Here is a 20,313-nt window from a genome sequence, read left to right as displayed (position 1 = left end):
GCACGCGTTGAACGTTCTTCGACGTCCTCGGCGTGTCGCGACGGCGTGTCGGAGACCGGCGGCGCTCCCGAAGTCCCGAGGTGCGGGCGGTACTCTGAACCACGATGGCGCAGCACTCCAGACTCTCCACGGCCCCTCCGCCGAGCGCTCCGGCACGCGAGTCCACCCGGCATCTGCTGCTGCGCGCGCACATCGTGCTGCTGCTCTTTTCCGTGTTCGCGCACACCGCTGTCTTCAATCTGCTCGGCGTGGACGGCGCGGCCGTCGTGCTGGGCGTGCTGCTGCTCGGCACGCTCGGGCTCGCGATCCCCCGCATCGCCCTGGCGCGTCCGGCCCGGTTCCCGTGGCGACGGATGCCGTGGACGGCCCTCGGCTACACGGCCCTCGCCCTGCTCTCGGTGTTCTGGTCCGGCTGGCCGTGGGCGACGCTGCTCACCTGGACGCTGCAGGCGGCGATCACCGTCGTCGCGCTGTTCATCGCGTTCACGCTGAGCTGGCATGAGATCGTGCGAGCGCTCTCGAGCGCGCTGAAGTGGATCCTGGGTCTCTCGCTGCTGCTCGAGCTGTGGGTCGCGGTGGTGCTGCGGCATCCGCTGCTSCCGTTCTTCTCSGAKCTGCCCGCGGGCAAGCCGGATCCGCAYTGGTACTGGGTGCGCGGCGATCTGTTCGACGGCGGCCGGGTGCAGGGCATCGTCGGCAACTCGAACACGCTGGGGATCCTCTGCGCGTTCGCTCTGGTCGTGTTCGCGCTGCTGTACGCGCAGGGTGCGCGGCGCCGGCCGGCGCTGCTGGTCTGGATCGCGCTCGCCGCGTTCTTCTTCCTGCGAGCCGGATCCGCTACCGCGTACGCGTCGTTCGCGGTCGGCGTGCTGGTGCTGGGAGCCGCCCTGCTCATGCGGCGCACACGCACACCGGGCGCCCGCAGCCGGCTGTACGCCGCGTTCACCGCGGTCGCCGTTGCCGGCGCCGCCGCCGTCTGGTTCGCCCGCGACGCGCTGTTCGGCGCGCTGGGCAAGTCCTCCGACCTCACCGGGCGCCTGGAGATCTGGCGCAAGGTGTGGGAGCGCGCCGTGCACCATCCGGTCTTCGGCAACGGCTTCTCCTCCCCCTGGGTGCCGTGGGATCCGGCGTTCCACGACTGGATCATCGACCACCGCATCACCGTGTTCATGGCGCACAACATGTGGCTCGACGTGTTCCTCCAGCTCGGCATCGTCGGCGTGCTGCTGATCGCGGTCGCGTTCTTCGCATTCGCGTGGCGCGCCTGGTTCTTCGCCGTCGACCGCCCCCGCTGGGATCTCGTGCGGGACCGCCCCTACGCGGCGCTTTCACTGCTGCCGACCGTGCTGGCCGGGATGCTGCTCGTGCTGGGGCTTGCCGAGTCGACGCCCATCATGCTGTGGGGCTGGCTGMTGCTCGTGATGCTGTCGTTCAAGATGAAGATCTCGCCGTTCGTGGGATCCGGACCCGGCGAGGGCGCGCCGCCGCAGTCGCGTCGGCAGGCGGCATGACCACTCCACGGCGACGCCTGGCGAGGACCCTCGCCTCGGTCGAGATGGCGCGCGCCTACACGACCTGCGCGCTGCTGAGCGTGTTCGGATCGTTCGCGATCTCCGCGTTCACCTCGCCCGCGACCCTCAACACGATCATCGCCGTGCTCTGCGTGACGGGTGTCGGCATCCTGTGGGTGCGCCGCGAGGAGCTCAGCCCGCTGCGGATCGCGCCGTCGACCCTGCTCGCGTTCCTCGCTTGGACGCTCGCGAGCGCGGTGTGGTCGACCGCGTCCACGGCGACGCTCAAGGCCTGGGCCGCCCTCGCCGGATACGCGGTGATCGCGGTCGTCGTGGGCCACATCCGGGACACGCTGCAGACCGTGCGTGCACTGGGCGATGCCCTGCGGATCCTGCTCGGCGCATCCCTGGTCGCCGAGATCATGAGCGGAGTCCTGCTGGACATGCCGTTCCGCTTCCTGGGCATCCAGGGCGAGATCGCCGCCGGGGGTCCGGTCCAGGGACTCTTCGGCACGCGCAACATGCTCGGACTCATCGCCGTCATCGCCGTCATCACGTTCGTGGTGGAGTGGCGTTCGCAGTCGTTGTCGGCCGGGATCGCCATCCCGTCGGTGGTGCTGGCGGGGTTCCTGGCGCTCTTCTCCGCCTCCCCCACCGTGCTCGTGCTCGCGGCCGTCGTGGGCGCAGCAAGTGTGGCACTGGTGATCGTGCGCCAGGCTCCGGTCGCACGGAGGCGCCCGCTGCAGTGGACGATCGGCGGGGTGGTGCTGGCGGCGCTCATCACGACCGCGATCTTCCGGCACCGCATCGTCGCGCTGCTCGACGCGGGCAGCGACTTCAACACCAGGGTCGAGCTGTGGAGCACCCTCTCCCCCTACGTGCAGCAGCGTCCGGCTCAGGGATGGGGCTGGTTCGGCCTGTGGAGCGACGCGCTGTACCCGTTCAACTCGATCAACTACTTCACGAGCGATCACCACGGCAGCGCTCTGAACGCCTTCTTCGATGTCCTCCTGCAGGTGGGGGCGGGCGGTTTCCTGCTGTTCTGCCTGCTCGGCGGGATCGCGCTCGTGCGCTCCTGGCTGGTCGCGAGCGTACGGCGCTCGGTCGTCTACGCCTGGGCGCCGCTGGTGCTCGTCGCGCTCGCCGTCGACTCCGTGTTCGAGAGCTTCACGATCGTCAATGCGGGCTGGTTCCTGCTCGTGCTGTGCGCCCTGCGCGCCGGCCAGTCACGGTCCTGGCGGGAGAACATCGACGCCGTGCAGACGAGTTCGACACCGCTGCCGGATCGTTGAGATGCGGGCTGCGACCTCGGACAAGCACGAGGCGCGCGCACGCGTTCGCAGGGTTGCCCGGGCTTCCGCGGGTAGGCTGGAGGCCTCCCCTCACCTTCTCTGGAGCGACATCCGTGACCCCTGACCCGCAGAACGCCGCCGCCGGCTTCGACCCGGCCACCGCGACGATCGTCGTCGTCACCTACAACCGCTCGCACCTGCTGACGGGGCTGCTGGACAGCATCGTGCAGATGGACCCGAAGCCGGGACGCGTCGTCATCATCGACAACGCCTCCTCCGACGACACCACTGACGTCGTCGACTCCTACCGCTCGCGGATCGGCGCGGAGATCGTGTACCGGCGCCTGGAGACGAACACCGGTGGATCCGGCGGATTCAGCGAGGGCATGCGCACCGCGTACGAGCTGGGATCCGAGTGGATCTGGATGATGGACGACGACGTCGAGGTGCTGCCCGACGGTCTCGCCAGGATGGGCGCATGGGCGCCGCGCTTCAAGAGCATCCAGGGGCGCCGCTACGACTACGACGGCAGCGCGTTCTACTGGCAGTACCGGATCGCGGAGCGCATGGGCATCCCGATCCCGTTCGCTCCTGCCGGCTTCGACGCCACGGGGTTCAAGCCGATGAACAGCGGTTGCTTCGAGGGCATGTTCATCCACCGCTCGATCGTCAAGGAGATCGGGCTTCCGGATCCCCGGTTCTTCATCTACTGGGACGACCAGATGTACGGCTGGCTCGCCTCGCGGCGCACCCAGGCCGTGATCGTGGACGAGTTCGTGCTGCGGCGCACCCGCGAGATCAAGCAGTGGGACATGGGCGTGCGGCACATGAACGCGTCCAGCAACGCCTACCGCTACTACATCATGCGCAACCGCGCGTACCTGAAGCAGTACTACCGCGCGCATGACGTGTACAACCCCGTGCTGTTCGCCCTCGGCACCTCGATGACCTTCGCCAAGGAACTCATCCGCCTGGTGTTCGTCGAGCGCACCGTGCGCGGCACCAGCAACCTGTTCCGCGGGCTGCGGGACGGCGGGAAGATCGGCCGCGACCGCAGCTGGCGCCCGATGCCGGCCCTGGAGGACTGATGAGCGAGCAGAAGCCCGAAGCTGTCTGGATCTTCCCCGAGGAGCCGAAGAAGCGCGGCGGCCGCATCGCCCTGATCATCGGACTCATCGTGGCGGTGCTGATCGTGGCGGCCGTCGTGGTGCTGTTCCTGATCCCGCGAGGCGACGGCACTCCCGCGCCGACCCCGAGCCCGACGACGTCGAAGACGGCGACCCCGACGCCCACGGCATCCCCCACTCCCACCACGCCTCCGACCGATCTGCCGACCGCACCGGCCACTTCGCCGCCTCCGGTGCCGGATCCCTCCGTCGACCAGTTCCGCGCGCAGGTGCAGCCGCGACTCGACGACGCATCCACCGGCCTCGACCTCGTGCAGAACCAGAGCGGCGACATGGCGGTGCAGATCGTCGACTCGCTGCAGAACGACGCGCAGAACCTGGCGGGCCAGCCCGCGCCCGCGTCGATCGCGACGCAATGGGGCGAAGCCGTGAACGCCTACGCCGCCCGGCTGCAGTCACTGCGCTCGGCCTACGCCGGTGGATCCGACCCATCGGGACCCCTGGTCGACGCGCGCGCCGCGCTCGGTCAGCTGCGCTCGCTCGTCGGACTCTGATCGGATCCGGTCCCGGCGAGGGCGTCACCGGCTTCCTTCAGCGCGCCGATCAGGCGCGGTCAGGGTCGCATCAGGCGTTGTCGGCGTTGTAGCGGTCCAGCACTTCGCCGATCGACGCGTCCAGCACGAGCCCGCCCTTGTCCAGGTACAGGCCGCGCGTGCAGAACCGGCGCAGGTCCTTCTCGTTGTGCGACACGAAGAACAGCGTGCGGCCGTCGGCGAGCAACTCGTCGATGCGCTGATAGCACTTCTCGCGGAACGCCTTGTCACCCACGGCGAGAACCTCGTCGACGAGCAGGATCGGCTCCTCCAGCTGGGACACCACGGAGAACGCCAGGCGCACCTTCATGCCGTTGGAGAGGTGCTTGTACGGGGTGTCCTGAAACTTCTCCAGCTCGGCGAAGTCGATGATGTCGTCGTAGCGCGCAGCGATCTCGGCGCGCCCCATCCCGTGCAGCCCGGCCGTGAGCCGCACGTTCTCCCGCACGGTGAGGTCGCCCACGAAGCCGCCGGTGAGCTCGATCAGCGGGGCGACTCCGCCCTGCACGCGCACCTGCCCCTCATCGGACAGCATCACGCCGGCGACGAGCTTCAGCAGCGTCGACTTGCCCTGGCCGTTGCGGCCGACCACGCCGATCGCCTCGCCCTGCCGCACGGTGAAGGAGACGTTCCGCAGCGCCCAGAACTCGCCGGGACGGTTCCGCCGGTTCTTGCCGGCGAAGAGGTCCTTGAAGCTGCGCCGGCCGCGACGGCCCAGGCGGAACCGCACGCCGAGCCCCTCGACCTCGATCGCGGAGTGCTGCTGGGTCATCACAGCTCCTTCAGCACGTCGCGCTCGAGGGAGCGGAACGTGAGCAGACCGAGGGCGAGGAACACCACGGTGACGACGGCGCCGATGATCACGGGCTCGGGCTGCCACTGCCCCGGGAACAACCCCACCCGGTAGAGCATGAAGATGCCGGACAGCGGGTTCAGGGCGCCGAGGAAGTGCAGCTCGTGCGGCAGATCCTTGAACCCGTAGATGATCGGCGAGATGTAGAACAGGGCCCGGAGGATGAGCGCCGTGGTGCGCTCGAGATCGCTCCACAGCACGCAGAGCGGCGCCACCAGCAGCCCGAGGCCGAACAGCAGCACGGTCTGCCAGATCATCGCGACCGGGAACAGCAGCAGAGACCAGTTCGCCTGAGCTCCCGCGAACACGGCGAAGAGAACGAGCACCGGGATCGCGAAGGTGAACTCCAGGCCCTTCGTGAGAATCACGCGTACGACCCAGATCGACCGGGGGATCGCCGTGGAGCGGATCAGGCGTGCGTCCTTCTTGAAGGCGCGGGTGAACTCGCCCACCGCGGTGTTGAACCACACCCAGGGCAGCAGCGCCGTGATGAGGAACACGATGTAGGGCTGCTCCCCCACCTGACCGCGATGGAAGACCTGCGTGAACACGAACCAGTAGATCGCGCTCATCACCAGCGGATCCAGCACCGACCACAGGTAGCCGAGCACGCTCGTCGCGTATCGCACCCGCAGGTCCCGCGCCGACAGCAGCCACAGCGAGTGGAAGTAGCGCCGGGGCGTTCCGGGTGCGCCGGCCGTCGTGTGACTCACAGTTCCGAGTCTAGGCGGCGGCGCGGTGCCGTCCGCGGTCATAGCGGCAGCACGTCGCCGAGTTGTCGGCGCAGTTCAGGCCCGAGGGTCTTCGCGAACTGGGCGCTGATGTGGTTCATGTCGAGATAGACGGACAGGTGACCGATGACCGTCCGGCAGAGCCCCTCCGGACACAGCGTCGGCGTGAAGTCCACCAGGGTCATCCGATCGGCATACGGGGTCACAGGGTTCTCGGCGGCGAGAGCCCCTTCCACCGGGAAGTCGCACTCGGAGCGCTCCATGGCGCAGGTGAAGTAGTTGGTCACTGCCGAACGCGGATTGTCGCGGATGCCGACGACCGGGATCCCGGCCCCGTCGAAGGTGTCGAGCAGGTCGTCCAGCCCGGCGATCACCTGCTCATCCGGGCTGTCCATCGCGGCCGCCGTCACGATGGTGAACACTGCATCGGGATGGATGGACACCGTGTGGTCGATGGCTTGCGGCTGCCACTCGTCGCAGCGGTCCTCGGGAGAGGCGACCGGATGATCCGCGGCGAGCGAGCACCACGGCCGGAAGATCATCACCACTCCCCAGCCGCTCTTGGAGACCGCGGCCTGCACCGCCGCCGTCATCTGCTGCGCATGGGAGTTGCCGATGACCACGACGACATGCTTCGCCTTCGCGGCATTCGAGGTCTGCCGGCAGTTCTCCTGAACGAGCTCCGCCGCCGACGCGAATCTGCCCTCGCACGGGCGGTCGAGCTGGGTCCAGTTCTCGTCGTCCGGCGTGTTCACCCCGGGGATGATCGGAATGCCGTCGTTCTTCGTCGTCCCAGGCTCGCCCAGGGCACCGAGATACGCGCTCTTGTGCGCCTGCTGCTGGGCCGCTGCGCGACTGGTGACCCCCCAYTGCCACGAAACGAGGACGGCGCCGACGACCGCGACGCTGCACAGGATGACCAGGACGTTGCGCCAGAGCACCCCGCGATCGCCTGCCCCGAGCCGCAGCGGACGCTCGACGCAGAGCGTGACCAGGCGTGCCAGCACCAGCGAGAGCGCGATGATGACGGCGCCATCGAGCAGAGATGCCTTGGTCTGCTGACGCCAGGTCAGCCATAGGATGAGAACCGGCCAGTGCACCAGGTAAAGCGCGTACGCGTCCCGTCCCAGCGCGAGCACGGGCCGGGTCGCGAGCAGGCGGCTCGGCCCGAGTTCCGGACCCGCGCCGGATACGCCATCGGTCCGCGTGCCGGAGACGATCACCAGGGACGCCGCGACGATCGGCCACAGCGCGAGATACCCGGGGAACCCGCCGCGCACGTCGATGACCATCCCGCACACGACGATGGCGAGGAGCCCGATCCAGCCCAGCAGAGCACGGAGCAGACGCGGCACGCGCAGAACGGGCAGCACCAGGGCGAGCAGAGATCCGGCGGCGAACTCCCACAGCCGCGTGCGGGTATCGAAGTAGGCGTAGGACTGCAGCGTCGCCGTCTCGTAGACCGAGAACGCGAGCGATACGGCGAACACGACGCCGAACAGCACGCCCATCACGAGCGCCGGGGGCGCCTTGAGGAGCCGGACGACGAGCGCACCGAGCAGGAACAGCAGCGGCCACAGGACGAACACCTGCCCCTGCACGGACAGCGACCAGAAGTGCTGAAGCGGGGAGGCCAGCACCGCTTTGTGCGCGTAGTAGTCGACACCTTCGGCCGCGAGCACCCAGTTCTGGAAATACCCGAGCGACGCCCACCCCTGTCGCCACAGCTGCGGCCACGCGGTCTGGGGCATCAGGAGCCATGCCGCACCGAGCGTCGCCGCCAGCACGACCGCCGCCGCGGGCAGGAGCCGCCGGAAACGGCTCAGCAGGAACCGGCCGACGGCGAGCGGGCGTCCGGTGCTCATGCGGCGGACGAAGGATCCGGTCAAAAAGAACGCGGAGATCATCAGGAAGATGTCGACGCCGCCGGACACGCGCCCGATCCAGACGTGGTAGACCACGACGAGCAGGATCGCCACGGCGCGAAGGCCGTCGATGTCCGGACGGTAGCCCGACGTCGACCCGGCGGTGGCGCCGCGCTCGGTGGCTGCGGCCCTGCGGCTGCGACGACTCTCCGCGTGAAGCGTCATGCGAGCTGGTTGTTCCACATCGACAGGGCGGATCCGATGGCCATGTGCATGTCCAGATACTGGTACGTGCCGAGGCGACCGCCGAAGAGCACGTCCTTCTCGCCCTTCCCGAGCTCGCGGTAGGCCAGCAGACCCTCGCGGTCGGACGAGGTGTTCACCGGGTAGTAGGGCTCGTCGCCGCGCTCGGCGAAGCGGGAGAACTCCCGCATGATCACCGTCTTGTCGTTCGGGTAGCGGTCGGCGCGCTCGGGGTGGAAATGCCGGAACTCGTGGATCCGGGTGTACGGCACGTCGGCGTCCGGGTAGTTCATGACGCTGGTGCCCTGGAAGTCCCCGGTGTCCAGCACCTCCTGCTCCAGATCGATTGTGCGCCAGCCCAGCTCGCCCTCGGCGTAGTCGAAGTAGCAGTCCACCGGGCCGGTGTAGACGATCGGCAACTGGCCCACGGTCGCCTTCTTGCTCAGCGGCTGCGTCTCGTCGAAGAAGTCCACGTTCAGCCGCACGTCGATGTTCGGGTGATCCGCCATCCGCTCCAGCCACGCCGTGTATCCGTCGGTCGGCAGCCCCTCCCAGGTGTCGTTGAAGTAGCGGTTGTCGTAGTTGTACCGCACCGGGAGCCGGCTGATGATCGACGCGGGCAGCTCGCGCGCATCGGTCTGCCACTGCTTCGCCGTGTAGTCGCGGATGAACGCCTCGAACAGCGGGCGTCCGATCAGCGCGATCCCGCGCTCCTCGAGGTTCTTCGCCTCGTGCGCATCGAACTCGCCGGCCTGCCCGGCGATGAGGGCCCTCGCCTCGTCGGGCGTGTACGCGGCGCGGAAGAACTGATTGATCGTGCCCAGATTGATCGGCAACGGGTAGACCTCGCCCTTGTGGGTCGAATACACCCGGTGGACGTAGTCCGTGAAGGTGGTGAACCGGTTCACGTACTCCCACACCGTCGGGTTCGACGTGTGGAACAGATGAGCCCCGTAACGGTGCACCTCGATGCCGGTGGTGGGCTCGTCCTCGCTGTACGCGTTCCCGCCGATGTGATGGCGGCGGTCGATGACGGTCACCTTGCGACCCGCCGCAGCGGCGCGCTCGGCGATGGTGAGGCCGAAGAAACCCGACCCGACGACGAGGATATCCATGAGCACCTTTCGGGTGTGCAAACGGCAAGAACTCCCCATTCTAGAACGCGGTTGCCGAAAAACTGCTTGACGAGCACGGGGACGGAGAACGCCCAGCGGCTCTAGAATGGCCTCCTGAACACGCGCATCGGAGCGCTGGTGCGCGGCATTGGGGACGACGCGACGCTGCGCGTCCGTTCGCTCGGTGAGGAGCCTTCGGCATGGTCTTCAAGGTGAGCACGGGCAAGATCAGCATCACTCCGCCTGCCGGTATGAACCCGTACATGGCCGGCTACGGCGCCCAGTCGGATGTGCGCGTGATCGACAGCGACACCCCCTACGCGCAACCGCTCATGGCGCGATGCACGATCCTCTGGGACGACGGCTACCCCAACGGGATCGTCTCGCTCGACCTGCTCGGGATCCCACCCGAGGTCCACCAGTCGCTGCGTCCCCGCCTGAGGGCCCTGTCCAGCTGGTCCGACGCCGATCTGGTTCTGACCGCCACGCACACGCACAATGGGCCTGTGGTGGGCCGTCTGCTGGACCCGTGGATCGCCTACGGGATTTCCGTGCTCGACCAGATCGACGCCTACACGAGCTGGCTTCAGGACCAGGTGGTGCAGGTCGTGAAGAACGCTCTCGCGGCCACCCGGACGAGCGTGACTCTGGACTACAAGGTCGCGACCGCGAACTTCTCGGCGAACCGCGAGGGCCTCCCCTACACGGAGACAGCCGTTCCCGTCTTCACCGCGCGCAAGAGCGGCGGCAAGCCCGCAGTGGTGCTGTTCAGCTACGGATGTCACCCCGTGAGCGCCGGCGGCCAGACGCGCTGGGACGGCGACTGGCCCGCGGGAGCGTGTGCCGCGATCGAGACGGCGACCGGAGCGTTCGCCCAGTTCCTTCCCGGTCCCGCCGGAGACCAGAACCCGATCGGACTCGCCGGATGGTCGCTGCGCAATCAGCTGTCTGCGAGCCTCGGCAGCATCGTGAGCACCGCGGCGGGCTCCGCGGGCCGCGCCCTCACCGGACCGATCTACACCGACCTGACCAGCGTCGACCTCCCCCTCGACATCACGGTCAACGATGCCAACCTCGCCGCGGTGCGCGCCGCCTTCGTGACCCGGACGGCGAATCCTCAGGGGTTGCCCGCGTGGTACGTGCGGCACGCGCAGTCCATGATCGCGCGCATCGATGAAGGAGACGTCGCGACGTCGATCACGACGCCGCTGCAGGTCTGGCAGATCTACGGCGACACCGTCCTCCCGATGGTGTTCGTGGGCAGTGAGATCGTGAGCGGCTACGCCGTGTACTTCCGCAACCTGTACAGCGGTCCCGGCAACATCTTCGTGGGCGGTTACGCCAACGAGGTCGACTGCTACATACCGTCGGATGCTCTTCTCCCGCCGATCTCCGTGTACGGCAGCTACGCCGGGGGATGGGATCCAGATTTCCCCGGCATCGCCGGCGGGAGCATGACCGTGTACCCGCAGATCGCGCACCTGAAGGCCAGCCCGAGCGGGGTGCAGTCCGCGCTCATCGACGCGATCGCCGCCGAACTCGCCTGATCGTTCACCCCGGGGCTGATCAGCCGTTCGCGGAGAGCCAGTCCAGGAAGAGACGCGCCTGCGGGGCGTCCGGAGCCAGTGCGAGCGAGCCGCGGATAATAGGCGCGCCGAGCTCCGCCAGGCGAGCCGCGAGGCGGCGCGGATCCATGCGCGTGCTCGCCGCGACCGCCGTGAGGTAGGCCACGCGCCCATCCGAGACGTCGCCTCCCGCCTGCGCGATGACATCGACGATCGCCTGCTCCTCACCGGTGAGGACGAAGTCGCCGCCTCCGACATAGGTCACGACGCAGTCCGTGTAGGTGATGTAGTTCGAGCTCGCCCAGACATCGTGGAGGCTCCCCAGCCGCAACTGATCCGAGACCGGCGTGATCGGCTGGAACTGGAAGCGCGGGTTTCCATCCAGGACGAGCGCAGGGGGTCCGACCGCACCAGGAGGCACCGGCACCGAGGCCGCCACGGGATGGGCGCCGGTGAGCGCCAGTCCGGTGAGCGCCGCCACACTCCACAGCGCCGCGTGCAGGAACTGCCGACGGGAGAACCCCGCGTCGGGCCCCGGCGCGTCCATCAGCCGTCCCCCCTGTCCTGAAGCGCCGACGAGACGAGGCCGGCTTCGGGCGCCTTAGGGCACAGCGCCTGCACGCCCCGGAGCAGCCCGGTCGGCTGCTCCGGGATCCGGTCGGGCGGGATCCGCACACAGGCCGCGAAAGCCTGCAGGAACGCCGTGAGCGGATCGGCTCCGCCGTCGACGAGCGCCGCGACCTGCTGCTCGTCCGGCGTCAGCACCACGTCGTCGCGCGCGGGCCCTGCCGTGCAGCCGGTGATGCGGACGTAGTCCGGCGAGGCCCATGCGTCGGCGAGGGTCGCGAACTGCGCGGAGGCCCCGTCCACGGCGACACAGTCGAGGATGAAGCGGGAGTCTCCGGGCGACGAAGGTCCGCCATCCCCGGGGCCGGTCGGACCGGGTCCGGGCGTGCTGTCGTCGGTCGGCGCCGGGGTGGGAGCGGGCGTGGGCGCCTCCGAGGGTGTCGACGTGCCCATCCCGGGCGACGCGGTCGCGGATCCGCTACCCCCACTGCCACCGCCGCAGGCGGTCAGCGCCAGAAGGCAGCCGAGGATCAGCGCGAAGGCGGCGTGCTCGCGGCGGACGCCGAGGTCACGGCTCACAGCAGCACCACCATTCCGCCCCAGCCCGTGCCGATGACCGCCGGCGAACCCCAACCGCCCGAACCATCACCCGGATACAGCCACAACCGCCCCGACCCATCCCGCGCCAGCACATCCGGATGACCATCCCCGCTCCAGTCACCGGGGGTGAAGACCGCCGTCATGMCGCCCCAGCCGGTCCCGGCCTGGCTCGGCGCGAGGAACCCGCCGGCGCCGTTACCCGGGTACAGCCACAGCACGCCCCCGGAGGTCACCGCCAGCACGTCGTTGAAGTGGTCCGAGGTGAAGTCCTGGGCGGCGGGCGTGGCAGGCGGCGGCACGGCGATCGTGTACTTCTGCGTGACGACCGCCGAAGGATTGCCGCCCTGGGCGTCGGTTCCGAGGTACTGCAGCGTCATCGCCTGGTTCAGCGTCAGCGCGGTGCCGTAGATCGGCGACGAGCTCGTCGGCGTGGAGCCGTCGACCGTGTAGTGGATGACGCCGCCGGCCGGGGTGATCGCGAGCGAGATCTGCTGACCGGCCGGGTAGGCCCCGCCTGCAGGCGTCGCCGTCACGACGGTCGGCGTCGGGACGACGAAGACGAACGTGCGCGAGGCGCTTGCGGTGTTCCCGAGACTGCTGGTCGCACGTACCGTGAAAGTGTGCGTGCCGGCGGACAGCCCGGTGAACGCGGCCGGCGAGGTGCATGCGCCGGCCGCACCGGAATCGATGCCGCAGGCGAAGGTCGTCCCCGCCGACGGCTGCGCGGCGAAGGTGAACGACGCGGTGCCCGTGAACGACGTGCCATCGGCCGCGGGGGCGCTGATCGTCACGGTGGGCGGAGTCAGATCGACGACTACCGTGACGAGCGTTTCCGCGCTCGTGTTCGCGGCCGCGTCCGTCGCCGTCACGTGCACGCTGTGCGAGCCGGACGTGGTGAAGGTGAGCGTCTGACCCGAGGTGCACACCGCCGCCGACGCGAAGTCGATCGCGCATCGCATCACCGCACCGGTCTCCGCAGACGCCTGCAGCACCGTCGTGGCTCCGACTGTCACACCGTTCGCCGGCGCGGTGACGACCGGCGCCGCGGGAGCGACAGTGTCGACGGTGAAGGTCTGTCGCGCCGGCGTTCCGGTGCTCCCTGCTCGGACGCTGAAGCTGTGCGTGCCGTCCGCGAGCGGCGCCGGCGCGGCAACGGGTCCCGGGCTGCAGATGAACCAGTTCGCGTCGTCGAAGGCGCACTGCAGCCCGCCCCCGCCCGCGAACGCGACGGTGAACGACGGCTGCGGGTTGTTCGTGTACCGAGGATCCGCCGCTGCGGATCCTTCCTTCGCCGTCGGACCGGCGGCGATCACGGGCAGGATCGCACCCGCGAGATACGCCGAGCCCGTGGCTCCCGGCGAGGCGGCGACGGAGCCGCTGTCGACGGCCGCGATGCCAGTGCCCTGCATGGCCATGCCGCCCACGCGCGTGAACCCGCTCGCCCAGTTCGCGGTGATCTGACCACTCGCCACGTCGATCGCGGCGATGGTGTCGCCGCCCACCGTCGTCGCCCCGCCCGTGCCGGCGTACACCGTCGCCCCGGTCGCGTCGAGCGCAAGGCTCAGCGATGCGACCACGGCGAACGTCTTGGCGGGACCGCCGCTGCCGATACCGGATTTGGGGACCGAGAACGCCGCGACTCCGGTCGGCGAGGCGACGTACAGCGGCACACCGGCCGTCCCGAGAGTCCCCGCCACCACGGCCCGGTTTCCCGTCGCGGCGGTGAAACCGACGGTCTCCACAGTCGGCTGCGGTGATGCCGGGTCCACGATGCGCACGATCGCGCGCGCGCCCCCGAGCACCACGTACGCGTGTCCGTCGGCGCCGACGGCGACGGCGGCGGGCGCCGAGCTTCCGCCGAAGATGGTGAGGGTGTCGCGGTAGGAGAACGTTCCCGCTCCGGCGTTCCATTGCGCGCGCATGACACCTGCGGCGCCTTTCGCCGCGTCCGGGACGAGAACGGTCGTCCCCGCCGACGAGGTGAGCAGTGCGGCCTGGCCCGGCAGCTTCGGACCTCGGTTGCCGCTCGCCGCCCCGAGGCACGTGGTGGCCTCGATGGCGCCGGGGGTCGATCCGGACGGCGCGCTCAGGCGGCAGAACCCCTTCGCCGCGTCCGAGACCCAGAGCCGGCTCGCGGGGTCCGCGACCACCCCGCGCGGCGCGGTGAGGCCCGTGGCGATCATCTGTACCGGCGACGCCGCGACGACCGGATCCGCGATGCTGAACTCGCAGAACGCCAGAATCGCGAGCGCGGCCGTGATCAGCGCGGCCGTGCGCACGCCGGATCGTCGCGTGTTCGCGCGATCGCCAAACATCGCCTGACGCCCCATGGCGCTTCCCCAGTGTCCCCAGTGTCCCGGGCAACTCCCACAGCCGCCCGCCGGGGGGAACGGGTGATGACCCCCCGTGTGAACGAAATACTAGTCTTGTCGAACCTCGAGCAGAACTCCCCTGCGGAGATCGCTCCTGTCGCGCGTATCCCGATCGGCGAACGGCACTGCGCTAAAGTCGACGTCGGCGCGTCTTCGCGGAGTTGAGCCGAGGCCGGCCCGATGCATCGAGCACCGCCGCGCACCGTCCGAACGCCCGAGGAGAGCATCGATGTCGGAACACGTCCTGATCACCGGCGGAGCCGGATTCATCGGCACCCGCCTGGCCGCGCGGTTCGTTCGCGACGGTCACACCGTCACCGTCCTGGACTCGCTCATCCCGCAGGTGCACGGCGACGACCCCGCCACCACGTCACCGCTGCTGCGCTCCCTCGACGGAGTGGCCGAGGTGATCGTCGGCACGGTGACCTCGAAGGAGGATCTGCGACGCGCCCTTCGGAATGCGACCGTCGTGATCCATCTCGCGGCTGAGACGGGAACGGGCCAGTCGATGTACGAGATCGACCGCTATGTGGACGCCAACGTCGGCGGGACCGCAAAACTCCTCGACATCCTCACCAACGAGGAGAACTCCGTCCGCCGCGTCGTGATCGCATCCTCCCGGTCCATCTACGGCGAAGGGGCGTACGAGACCGCGGACGGCCGACGGGTGTACCCCGAGCACCGGAGCGATGCCGACATGGCCGTCGGCGACTTCGATGTCCACGTGCGGGGCGAGGGTGAACTGCGGCTCATCCCGACCGACGAGACGGCCCTCGTGCACCCGTCGTCGGTGTACGGGATCACGAAGCAGATGCAGGAGTCGCTCATCATGACCGTTGCGCCGACGATCGGCGTCGAGCCGGTCTCTGTGCGCTACCAGAACGTGTATGGCCCTGGGCAGTCGCTGAAGAACCCGTACACCGGGATCCTGTCGATCTTCTCCACGCTGATCCGCCAGGGCAAGGACATCAACATCTTCGAGGACGGTGAGGAGAGCCGCGACTTCGTCTACATCGACGACGTGGTCGAGGCGACATATCTCGCGGCGACCGCACCCGCGGCCGCAGGCCGGATCCTCAATGTCGGATCCGGGGTGGCGACCTCCGTCAACGAGGTCGTCGCAGCACTGTTCGCCGCGTACGGAACCGAGGTGCCGACGCGAGTCTCCGGCAATTATCGTCTCGGCGACATCCGCCACAACGTCGCGGACACGACGGCGCTGCGCGAAGTCCTCGGTTTCAGTCCCACCGTGGCTTTCGAGGACGGTGTGAAGCGTTTCGCCGAGTGGGTGCTCAGCGAGCCCATCGAGCCCGACGGGTACGAGCGTTCCCTCAAGGAGATGGCGGAGCGGAAGCTCCTCAAATKACCGAGGTCGGCTCGCTGCCGGCGTAGACCGTCCGCCAGAAGTCTTCCCCCGCGAGCTCGGGCGCGGCGTCCCGATACCGGCGCGACAGCGTCCGCCAGGACCACCACAGCCGGATCCGGAGCCCCACCGAGCGCCGCAGCAGCGCCCCGGCCCGCCGGCGCGAGCGACGCAGCAGGAAGTACCCGCTCCCGGACGCGCTGCGCAGGCGAGCCTCGTCGGCGAGCCCCAGCCGCCACCATTTGCCCGACGTCCTCGGCACGGACTCGGCCGGTCTGCTGCCCGCCCGGACCGGCGCGAGTTGATGCAGGACCACGCGCGCCAGCCGCCGCGCCTGCCCGACAGCACCGCGCGGCGCGGACTCGTCGCGCAGCGGGGCAGGTGCGTCGGCGTCCCCGTCCGGGCGCACAGCCTGGCCCGCCTCCGCCAGGATCCGCTGAGCCCGTGCCCTGCCGCCACGCAGCGTCGCCGCGAGATGCTCGGGGCCGGACAAGACGTCCTCCAGAGCGGCGTTGCGCAGACGGCTGGATCCGTACTGCAGGCAGAGCAGATGATTCACGTCCTGCAGCCAAGTCGCGCTCAGCACCCGCCGAGGACGTCGATCGTGCACGAGAGCGGTCACCAGCCGGTTGCGCAGTTGGAAATAGGCCTGCCAGTCCAGTCCATCGTCCTTCGACGTCCACGGCACATGCCACAGCGCCACCCCCGGCACCGTCACGGTGCGGTGCCCGGCAGCCGCGGCGCGAAGACCGAATTCGGCGTCGTCCCACTTGATGAACAGCGGCAGGGACGCCCCGAGCGAGCGCACCACGGCGGTCGGCACCAGGCACATCCACCAGCCGTTGAAATCCACCGGACGGAAGCGCCGCAGTCCGGGCGTGCTCTCCAGCGGATGCGAGGCGAGATCCGCGGCGGAGAGCTCGGGCTCGGTGGAGTGCCACCACATCGTCGAGCGGTCCATCCGCTCCCCCATCGAATGGAGCACCGTGGGCTCGAGCATGCTGAGCATCTGGGCGCCGAGCAACGGGTCATCGGTCGCCGTCGCGGCGAGCACGTGCAGACGCCGGATCGATTCGGGCTCGATCCGCACGTCATCATCGAGCAGCAGGACATGGGTCGCACCGGTGCCGAGCGCCTCGATCATGCCGCGGCTGAACCCTCCGGATCCGCCCAGATTCTCCTGCACCAGCACCCGCAGCGGCGTCCCGTTGCGCAACCGTTCGCGCGGCGCATGCGGGCCGATCGGATCCGAGCCCTGATCGACGACGACGACGTGTGACAGGGTGCCGGCAAGTTCGGCATCGCCCAGCGCATCCAGGAGCAGAGCGCAGTCGTCGACCCGGTTCATGGTGGTGATGGCCACATCGATCCGCACCGGACGCGTCGGCGCGTCGACCAGCCACTCGGCATCGATCACCCGGCTGGGGCTCGCGCCGGCCTCGACCTCCAGCCAGACCCAGGTGAGGCCCTCCGGAAACGACCCCGTGTCGAGAGAGAGGAGTCCGTCGCCTCGCGCCTCGGCGAGCGCGTGCGGAACGCCGTCGGCGGTGATACCGCGCAGGCGGAGCACTCCCTCGCCCTCCGCCCGCAGGTGCAGAGCCACGCGGTCGATCCCGGCGACCGACGCCCAGATCCCCGCGGGGAAGGCATTGAAGTACGTCGCGAACGACGCACGCTGCCGGGCCGGGATCCGCACTGCGCGACGGCCCTCCACTGCCGCGGAGCCACGCAGATACAGCGGCGCGGCCTCAGCCGCGATCCCGTCCACGGGGAACACCACCCGCTGCGCGACGACGCCGGTCTCAGCGGCCACGGAAACGGCGCCATCCTCGTCGCGCGACCTCGGTGGCTCGCTGTCCGAGGGATGCACGCTCCGACAGTTGGCGCTCGACCTCGTCCTGGATGTAGCGGGACAGGTAGAGCATCAACCCGTCGCCGTGCGTCGCCGCGAAGGCTCGCAGCGCCTCGTCGCGGATCATGCGGTCAAAATGGTCGTGCTCGTCGGCCAGGACGAACATGCTGTTGCCGAGGATCCCGTCCACGCCGCGACGCTGCATCCAGTACGCGCCTACCCGGCCGCGGAGGTAGCCGATCGGATGAAGCCGCAGCACACGGAGGTTGAACTCCCAGTCCTCGGCTGCGTGCACGTCCTCGCGGTACAGGCCGACCTCGTCATGCAGAGCGCGACGGTAGACATAGGCGATCGGGACGAACCTGTTGACCTGAAGGATGTCAGCATAGGTGATCCGGGTCATCTCGCCCCAGAACGGCTCGCGCCCGGTCTCCTCGAGCCGATCACCGTCGATGCGCTCGTAGACGATCTCGGTCCGGCTCACCACTCCCGCGTCCTTGGGAGCACGGTCGAGCCAGGCGACCGAATCGGCGAGGAAATGCGGCGCCCAAAGGTCGTCGTCATCGTGAAGGACGACGAACTCCGTGGACAGCGCCCGCACACCGGCATTCGCGGCCGCGGACCGTCCCAGGCCTTCGGTGCGATGGATCACGGAGGCCCGCGCGCCGAGCTCCGACTCGAGTGCGGCGAGGATCCGATCGACGGGTGTGGGGTCTCCGCCGTCGTTCACCACGACGACGGACCAGTCGGCGAAGGTCTGTCGCGCGATGTCGTGCAGAGCCCGCTCCAGGAAGATCGGCCGGTCCTTGGTCCTGACGACGATGCCGACACGAGCGGACGTTTCAGGCAAGAGATCTCCTGTGGGAACTGGGGCTTCGATGCTCGAAGGCTACCATCCCCGGATGGTGCGTCCCCGTGAACGCCTAGACTCCGTAACGTGCTGAACCGCCTCCGAGGACTCTGGCGCGCCGCGCGCTCCCTGCCCGTTCTGCGCACCCTGCTGACCGCTGTGGACCGGTTCTGGTGGGCCCGCACGATCCGGCGCGCAGACGTGGTGGACGCCGACTTCGTCTCCCGCCAGCTCGGACGGGCCGTCACCGAGCGACAGGCGATCCGCCGTTACGTCCACGGCGGGTTCCGTTCCGGGCTGACGCTCAATCCGCTGTTCTCGGAACGTCTCGTCTCGGCGCAGCTCCCGGATTCGGACCGCGTCCCCGCGATGTACGCGTATCTGATCGCCGATCAGGCCGCGATCGAGACCACCCTCGCTTGGGACGCACCCGCGCACGCGCGGTCCGATCCATCCTGGCGCAAGGACCCCGGCGGTGTGCTCGGCAGCGCCTGGCGCGGGCTGCGCGCGGGCGGCGCAGTCGGTCTCCGCGGCGGGGCGACCGCGGATCTCGGGATGCTCCGCGCGGCGGCCCTCGAGCCCGCGAGCGCTCGGCCGCAGAGCACGGAGGTACCGCCGCCGGGCACGGTGCTGCGGTGGCGGCTCGATGCCGGCGATGCCGACGGCGAGGGCCTGCGCGGTGCGCTCGGAGTGCTGCGCGACGCAGAGCCCGATGACGTAGGGGATGCCGGTGTCGGCCTGGTCCTGGAGGTCGCCGAGGCGCCGCGGGACGTCCGCATGCTCGCGGGTCTTCTCTCCCTCGGAGACGCGCGCATCCGCGTCGTCGAGAGCGAGGACGCGGATCCTGTCGCACCGGCTCGGGGCGCCGTCATCGTCCGTCGCATCCCCGGGGCCGAGATCACCGGCGCGACGATCCAGCGCCTTGCGCACGCCGCGCGGTTCGGTCCCGTCGCGCCCGTGTGGATATCGCCCACCGGCGCCGTGTCCTCGGCTGGCCTCCTCGTGGAGGACGGGCACGCCTACCGGGCGCTGCGCGGATTCCCGCGGGAGGACGCCGTGGCCGTGGGAGTCGAACTCCGTGTCGCAGCCCTCGACTCCCCGGTCGCGGCGAGCATCACCGGGGATGTCCGCCCTCCACGCACGCTCCTGGACGAGGCTGTCATCGGAGCCGAGACCGACGGAGTCCCGTCTCCGGCGAAACATCCGGGCGAGGTTCTGCTCGATGTCGCGCCGCGCGGCCTGCGCCGTGCGGGATGGATCACCGCCGCTGATGGCACGCACCCCCGCTATGCGGCGGACCGCGGGACCTTCGTTTTTCCGGACGGAAGCAGCGCCCCGCGTCTGCGCTGGGCGATCAAGACCGCCGCTCCCGCAGGACCGCGCGGCGAATCCTGGGGCGAGACGCATTTCGCGCGCTCCCTCGCTGCCGCCCTGGAACGGCTCGGGCAGTACGTCGCCGTCGACGCGCGCACGGCGCTGAACCGTCCGTCGTCCGAGCACGACGACGTCGTCCTGAGCTTGCGCGGACCGCATCCGCTGCCGGCGCCGGGCGCCCCGCACCGACTGCTCTGGATCATCAGCCACCCCGACGAGATCTCCGCCGACGAGGTCGCCGGATACGACCGCGTGGTCGCAGGTTCGGCGGCGTGGGCGAAGGACGCGGCCGAGCGGTTCGGCACGCCGATCGAGCCACTCCTTCAGTGCACGGATGCGACGAGATTCCGCCCCACGGGAGCCGTGCGCGGCGACGATCTCGTCTTCGTCGGCACGGCGCGCGGGATCGCGCGTCCGGCCGTGGTCATACCGCTGAAGGC

General features: G+C 69.5%; 15 protein-coding genes and 1 pseudogene. 7 read left to right on the top strand and 9 right to left on the bottom strand.

All coding sequences use genetic code 11. From position 1 onward, the window contains the following. The first annotated feature begins 104 nt into the window (after positions 1-104). The 4 genes from AC1DMN_RS13455 to AC1DMN_RS13440 all read left to right on the top strand — a co-directional run bounded on the left by AC1DMN_RS13455 (position 105) and on the right by AC1DMN_RS13440 (position 4,484). Positions 105-1,511 (top strand): O-antigen ligase family protein, encoded by a 1,407-nt coding sequence (locus tag AC1DMN_RS13455; protein WP_477384388.1) that lies wholly within the window; start codon positions 105-107, stop codon positions 1,509-1,511. Continuing rightward, a complete protein-coding gene (locus AC1DMN_RS13450) occupies positions 1,508-2,803 on the top strand; it encodes an O-antigen ligase family protein (RefSeq protein WP_477230774.1) in 1,296 nt (431 codons plus the stop codon). Before AC1DMN_RS13455 ends, AC1DMN_RS13450 begins: the two co-directional genes overlap by 4 nt. A 113-nt stretch (positions 2,804-2,916) precedes the next feature. After that, positions 2,917-3,891, top strand: coding sequence for a glycosyltransferase family 2 protein (locus AC1DMN_RS13445; protein ID WP_441976699.1), 975 nt, complete (start codon positions 2,917-2,919; stop codon positions 3,889-3,891). Next, positions 3,891-4,484: a hypothetical protein gene (locus AC1DMN_RS13440; protein ID WP_440732323.1), complete on the top strand. Its 594-nt coding sequence runs from the start codon at positions 3,891-3,893 to the stop codon at positions 4,482-4,484. Before AC1DMN_RS13445 ends, AC1DMN_RS13440 begins: the two co-directional genes overlap by 1 nt. Before the next feature lie 70 nt (positions 4,485-4,554). On the opposite strand, the gene AC1DMN_RS13435 is transcribed toward AC1DMN_RS13440, so the two are convergent. From AC1DMN_RS13435 to glf, 4 genes are read right to left on the bottom strand one after another with little or no spacing between them, the layout of a single operon-like run. Next, positions 4,555-5,295, bottom strand: a complete 741-nt coding sequence (locus AC1DMN_RS13435; RefSeq protein WP_477230775.1) for an ABC transporter ATP-binding protein — start codon at positions 5,293-5,295, stop codon at positions 4,555-4,557. Beyond that, entirely contained in the window at positions 5,295-6,089 is a 795-nt protein-coding gene (locus AC1DMN_RS13430) for an ABC transporter permease (RefSeq protein ID WP_440732325.1), read from the bottom strand. Before AC1DMN_RS13430 ends, AC1DMN_RS13435 begins: the two co-directional genes overlap by 1 nt. Positions 6,090-6,127: 38 nt before the next feature. Further along, entirely contained in the window at positions 6,128-8,197 is a 2,070-nt protein-coding gene (locus AC1DMN_RS13425; RefSeq protein WP_477230776.1) for an acyltransferase family protein, read from the bottom strand. Further along, positions 8,194-9,330, bottom strand: coding sequence for a UDP-galactopyranose mutase (gene glf, locus AC1DMN_RS13420; protein WP_477230777.1), 1,137 nt, complete (start codon positions 9,328-9,330; stop codon positions 8,194-8,196). Before glf ends, AC1DMN_RS13425 begins: the two co-directional genes overlap by 4 nt. A 200-nt stretch (positions 9,331-9,530) precedes the next feature. Between glf and AC1DMN_RS13415 the strand changes: the two genes are divergently transcribed. Next, positions 9,531-10,877 carry a hypothetical protein gene (locus AC1DMN_RS13415; RefSeq protein WP_477230778.1) on the top strand — a complete coding sequence of 449 codons (1,347 nt, stop codon included), beginning with the start codon at positions 9,531-9,533 and terminating at the stop codon, positions 10,875-10,877. Between the two features lie 19 nt (positions 10,878-10,896). On the opposite strand, the gene AC1DMN_RS13410 is transcribed toward AC1DMN_RS13415, so the two are convergent. The 3 genes from AC1DMN_RS13410 to AC1DMN_RS13400 are packed head-to-tail and all read right to left on the bottom strand — an operon-like array spanning position 10,897 to position 14,341. After that, entirely contained in the window at positions 10,897-11,442 is a 546-nt protein-coding gene (locus AC1DMN_RS13410) for a hypothetical protein (RefSeq protein WP_477230779.1), read from the bottom strand. After that, positions 11,442-12,041: a hypothetical protein gene (locus AC1DMN_RS13405; protein WP_477230780.1), complete on the bottom strand. Its 600-nt coding sequence runs from the start codon at positions 12,039-12,041 to the stop codon at positions 11,442-11,444. Before AC1DMN_RS13405 ends, AC1DMN_RS13410 begins: the two co-directional genes overlap by 1 nt. Beyond that, a complete protein-coding gene (locus AC1DMN_RS13400; protein WP_477384386.1) occupies positions 12,038-14,341 on the bottom strand; it encodes a chitobiase/beta-hexosaminidase C-terminal domain-containing protein in 2,304 nt (767 codons plus the stop codon). Before AC1DMN_RS13400 ends, AC1DMN_RS13405 begins: the two co-directional genes overlap by 4 nt. A gap of 322 nt (positions 14,342-14,663) precedes the next feature. Between AC1DMN_RS13400 and AC1DMN_RS13395 the strand changes: the two are divergent. Beyond that, positions 14,664-15,650, top strand: a pseudogene (locus tag AC1DMN_RS13395) (NAD-dependent epimerase/dehydratase family protein); the annotation flags it as partial. A gap of 142 nt (positions 15,651-15,792) precedes the next feature. On the opposite strand, the gene AC1DMN_RS13390 reads toward AC1DMN_RS13395, so the two are convergent. Beyond that, on the bottom strand, positions 15,793-17,610 hold the full coding sequence (locus AC1DMN_RS13390; protein ID WP_477230784.1) for a glycosyltransferase: 1,818 nt from the start codon (positions 17,608-17,610) through the stop codon (positions 15,793-15,795). Beyond that, a complete protein-coding gene (locus AC1DMN_RS13385) occupies positions 17,600-18,499 on the bottom strand; it encodes a glycosyltransferase family 2 protein (protein ID WP_477230785.1) in 900 nt (299 codons plus the stop codon). The genes AC1DMN_RS13390 and AC1DMN_RS13385 overlap by 11 nt, the downstream gene beginning before the upstream one ends. An 87-nt stretch (positions 18,500-18,586) precedes the next feature. On the opposite strand from AC1DMN_RS13385, the gene AC1DMN_RS13380 reads away from it, so the two are divergent. Next, the coding region (locus tag AC1DMN_RS13380) for a CgeB family protein (RefSeq protein ID WP_477384384.1) at positions 18,587-20,313 on the top strand (1,727 nt) is incomplete at its 3' end.

The sequence above is a fragment of the Microbacterium sp. 01T413_2 genome, from assembly GCF_056398985.1.
Note: the sequence above shows the minus strand (reverse complement) of the source record. Positions and strands in the feature narration are given on the sequence as shown.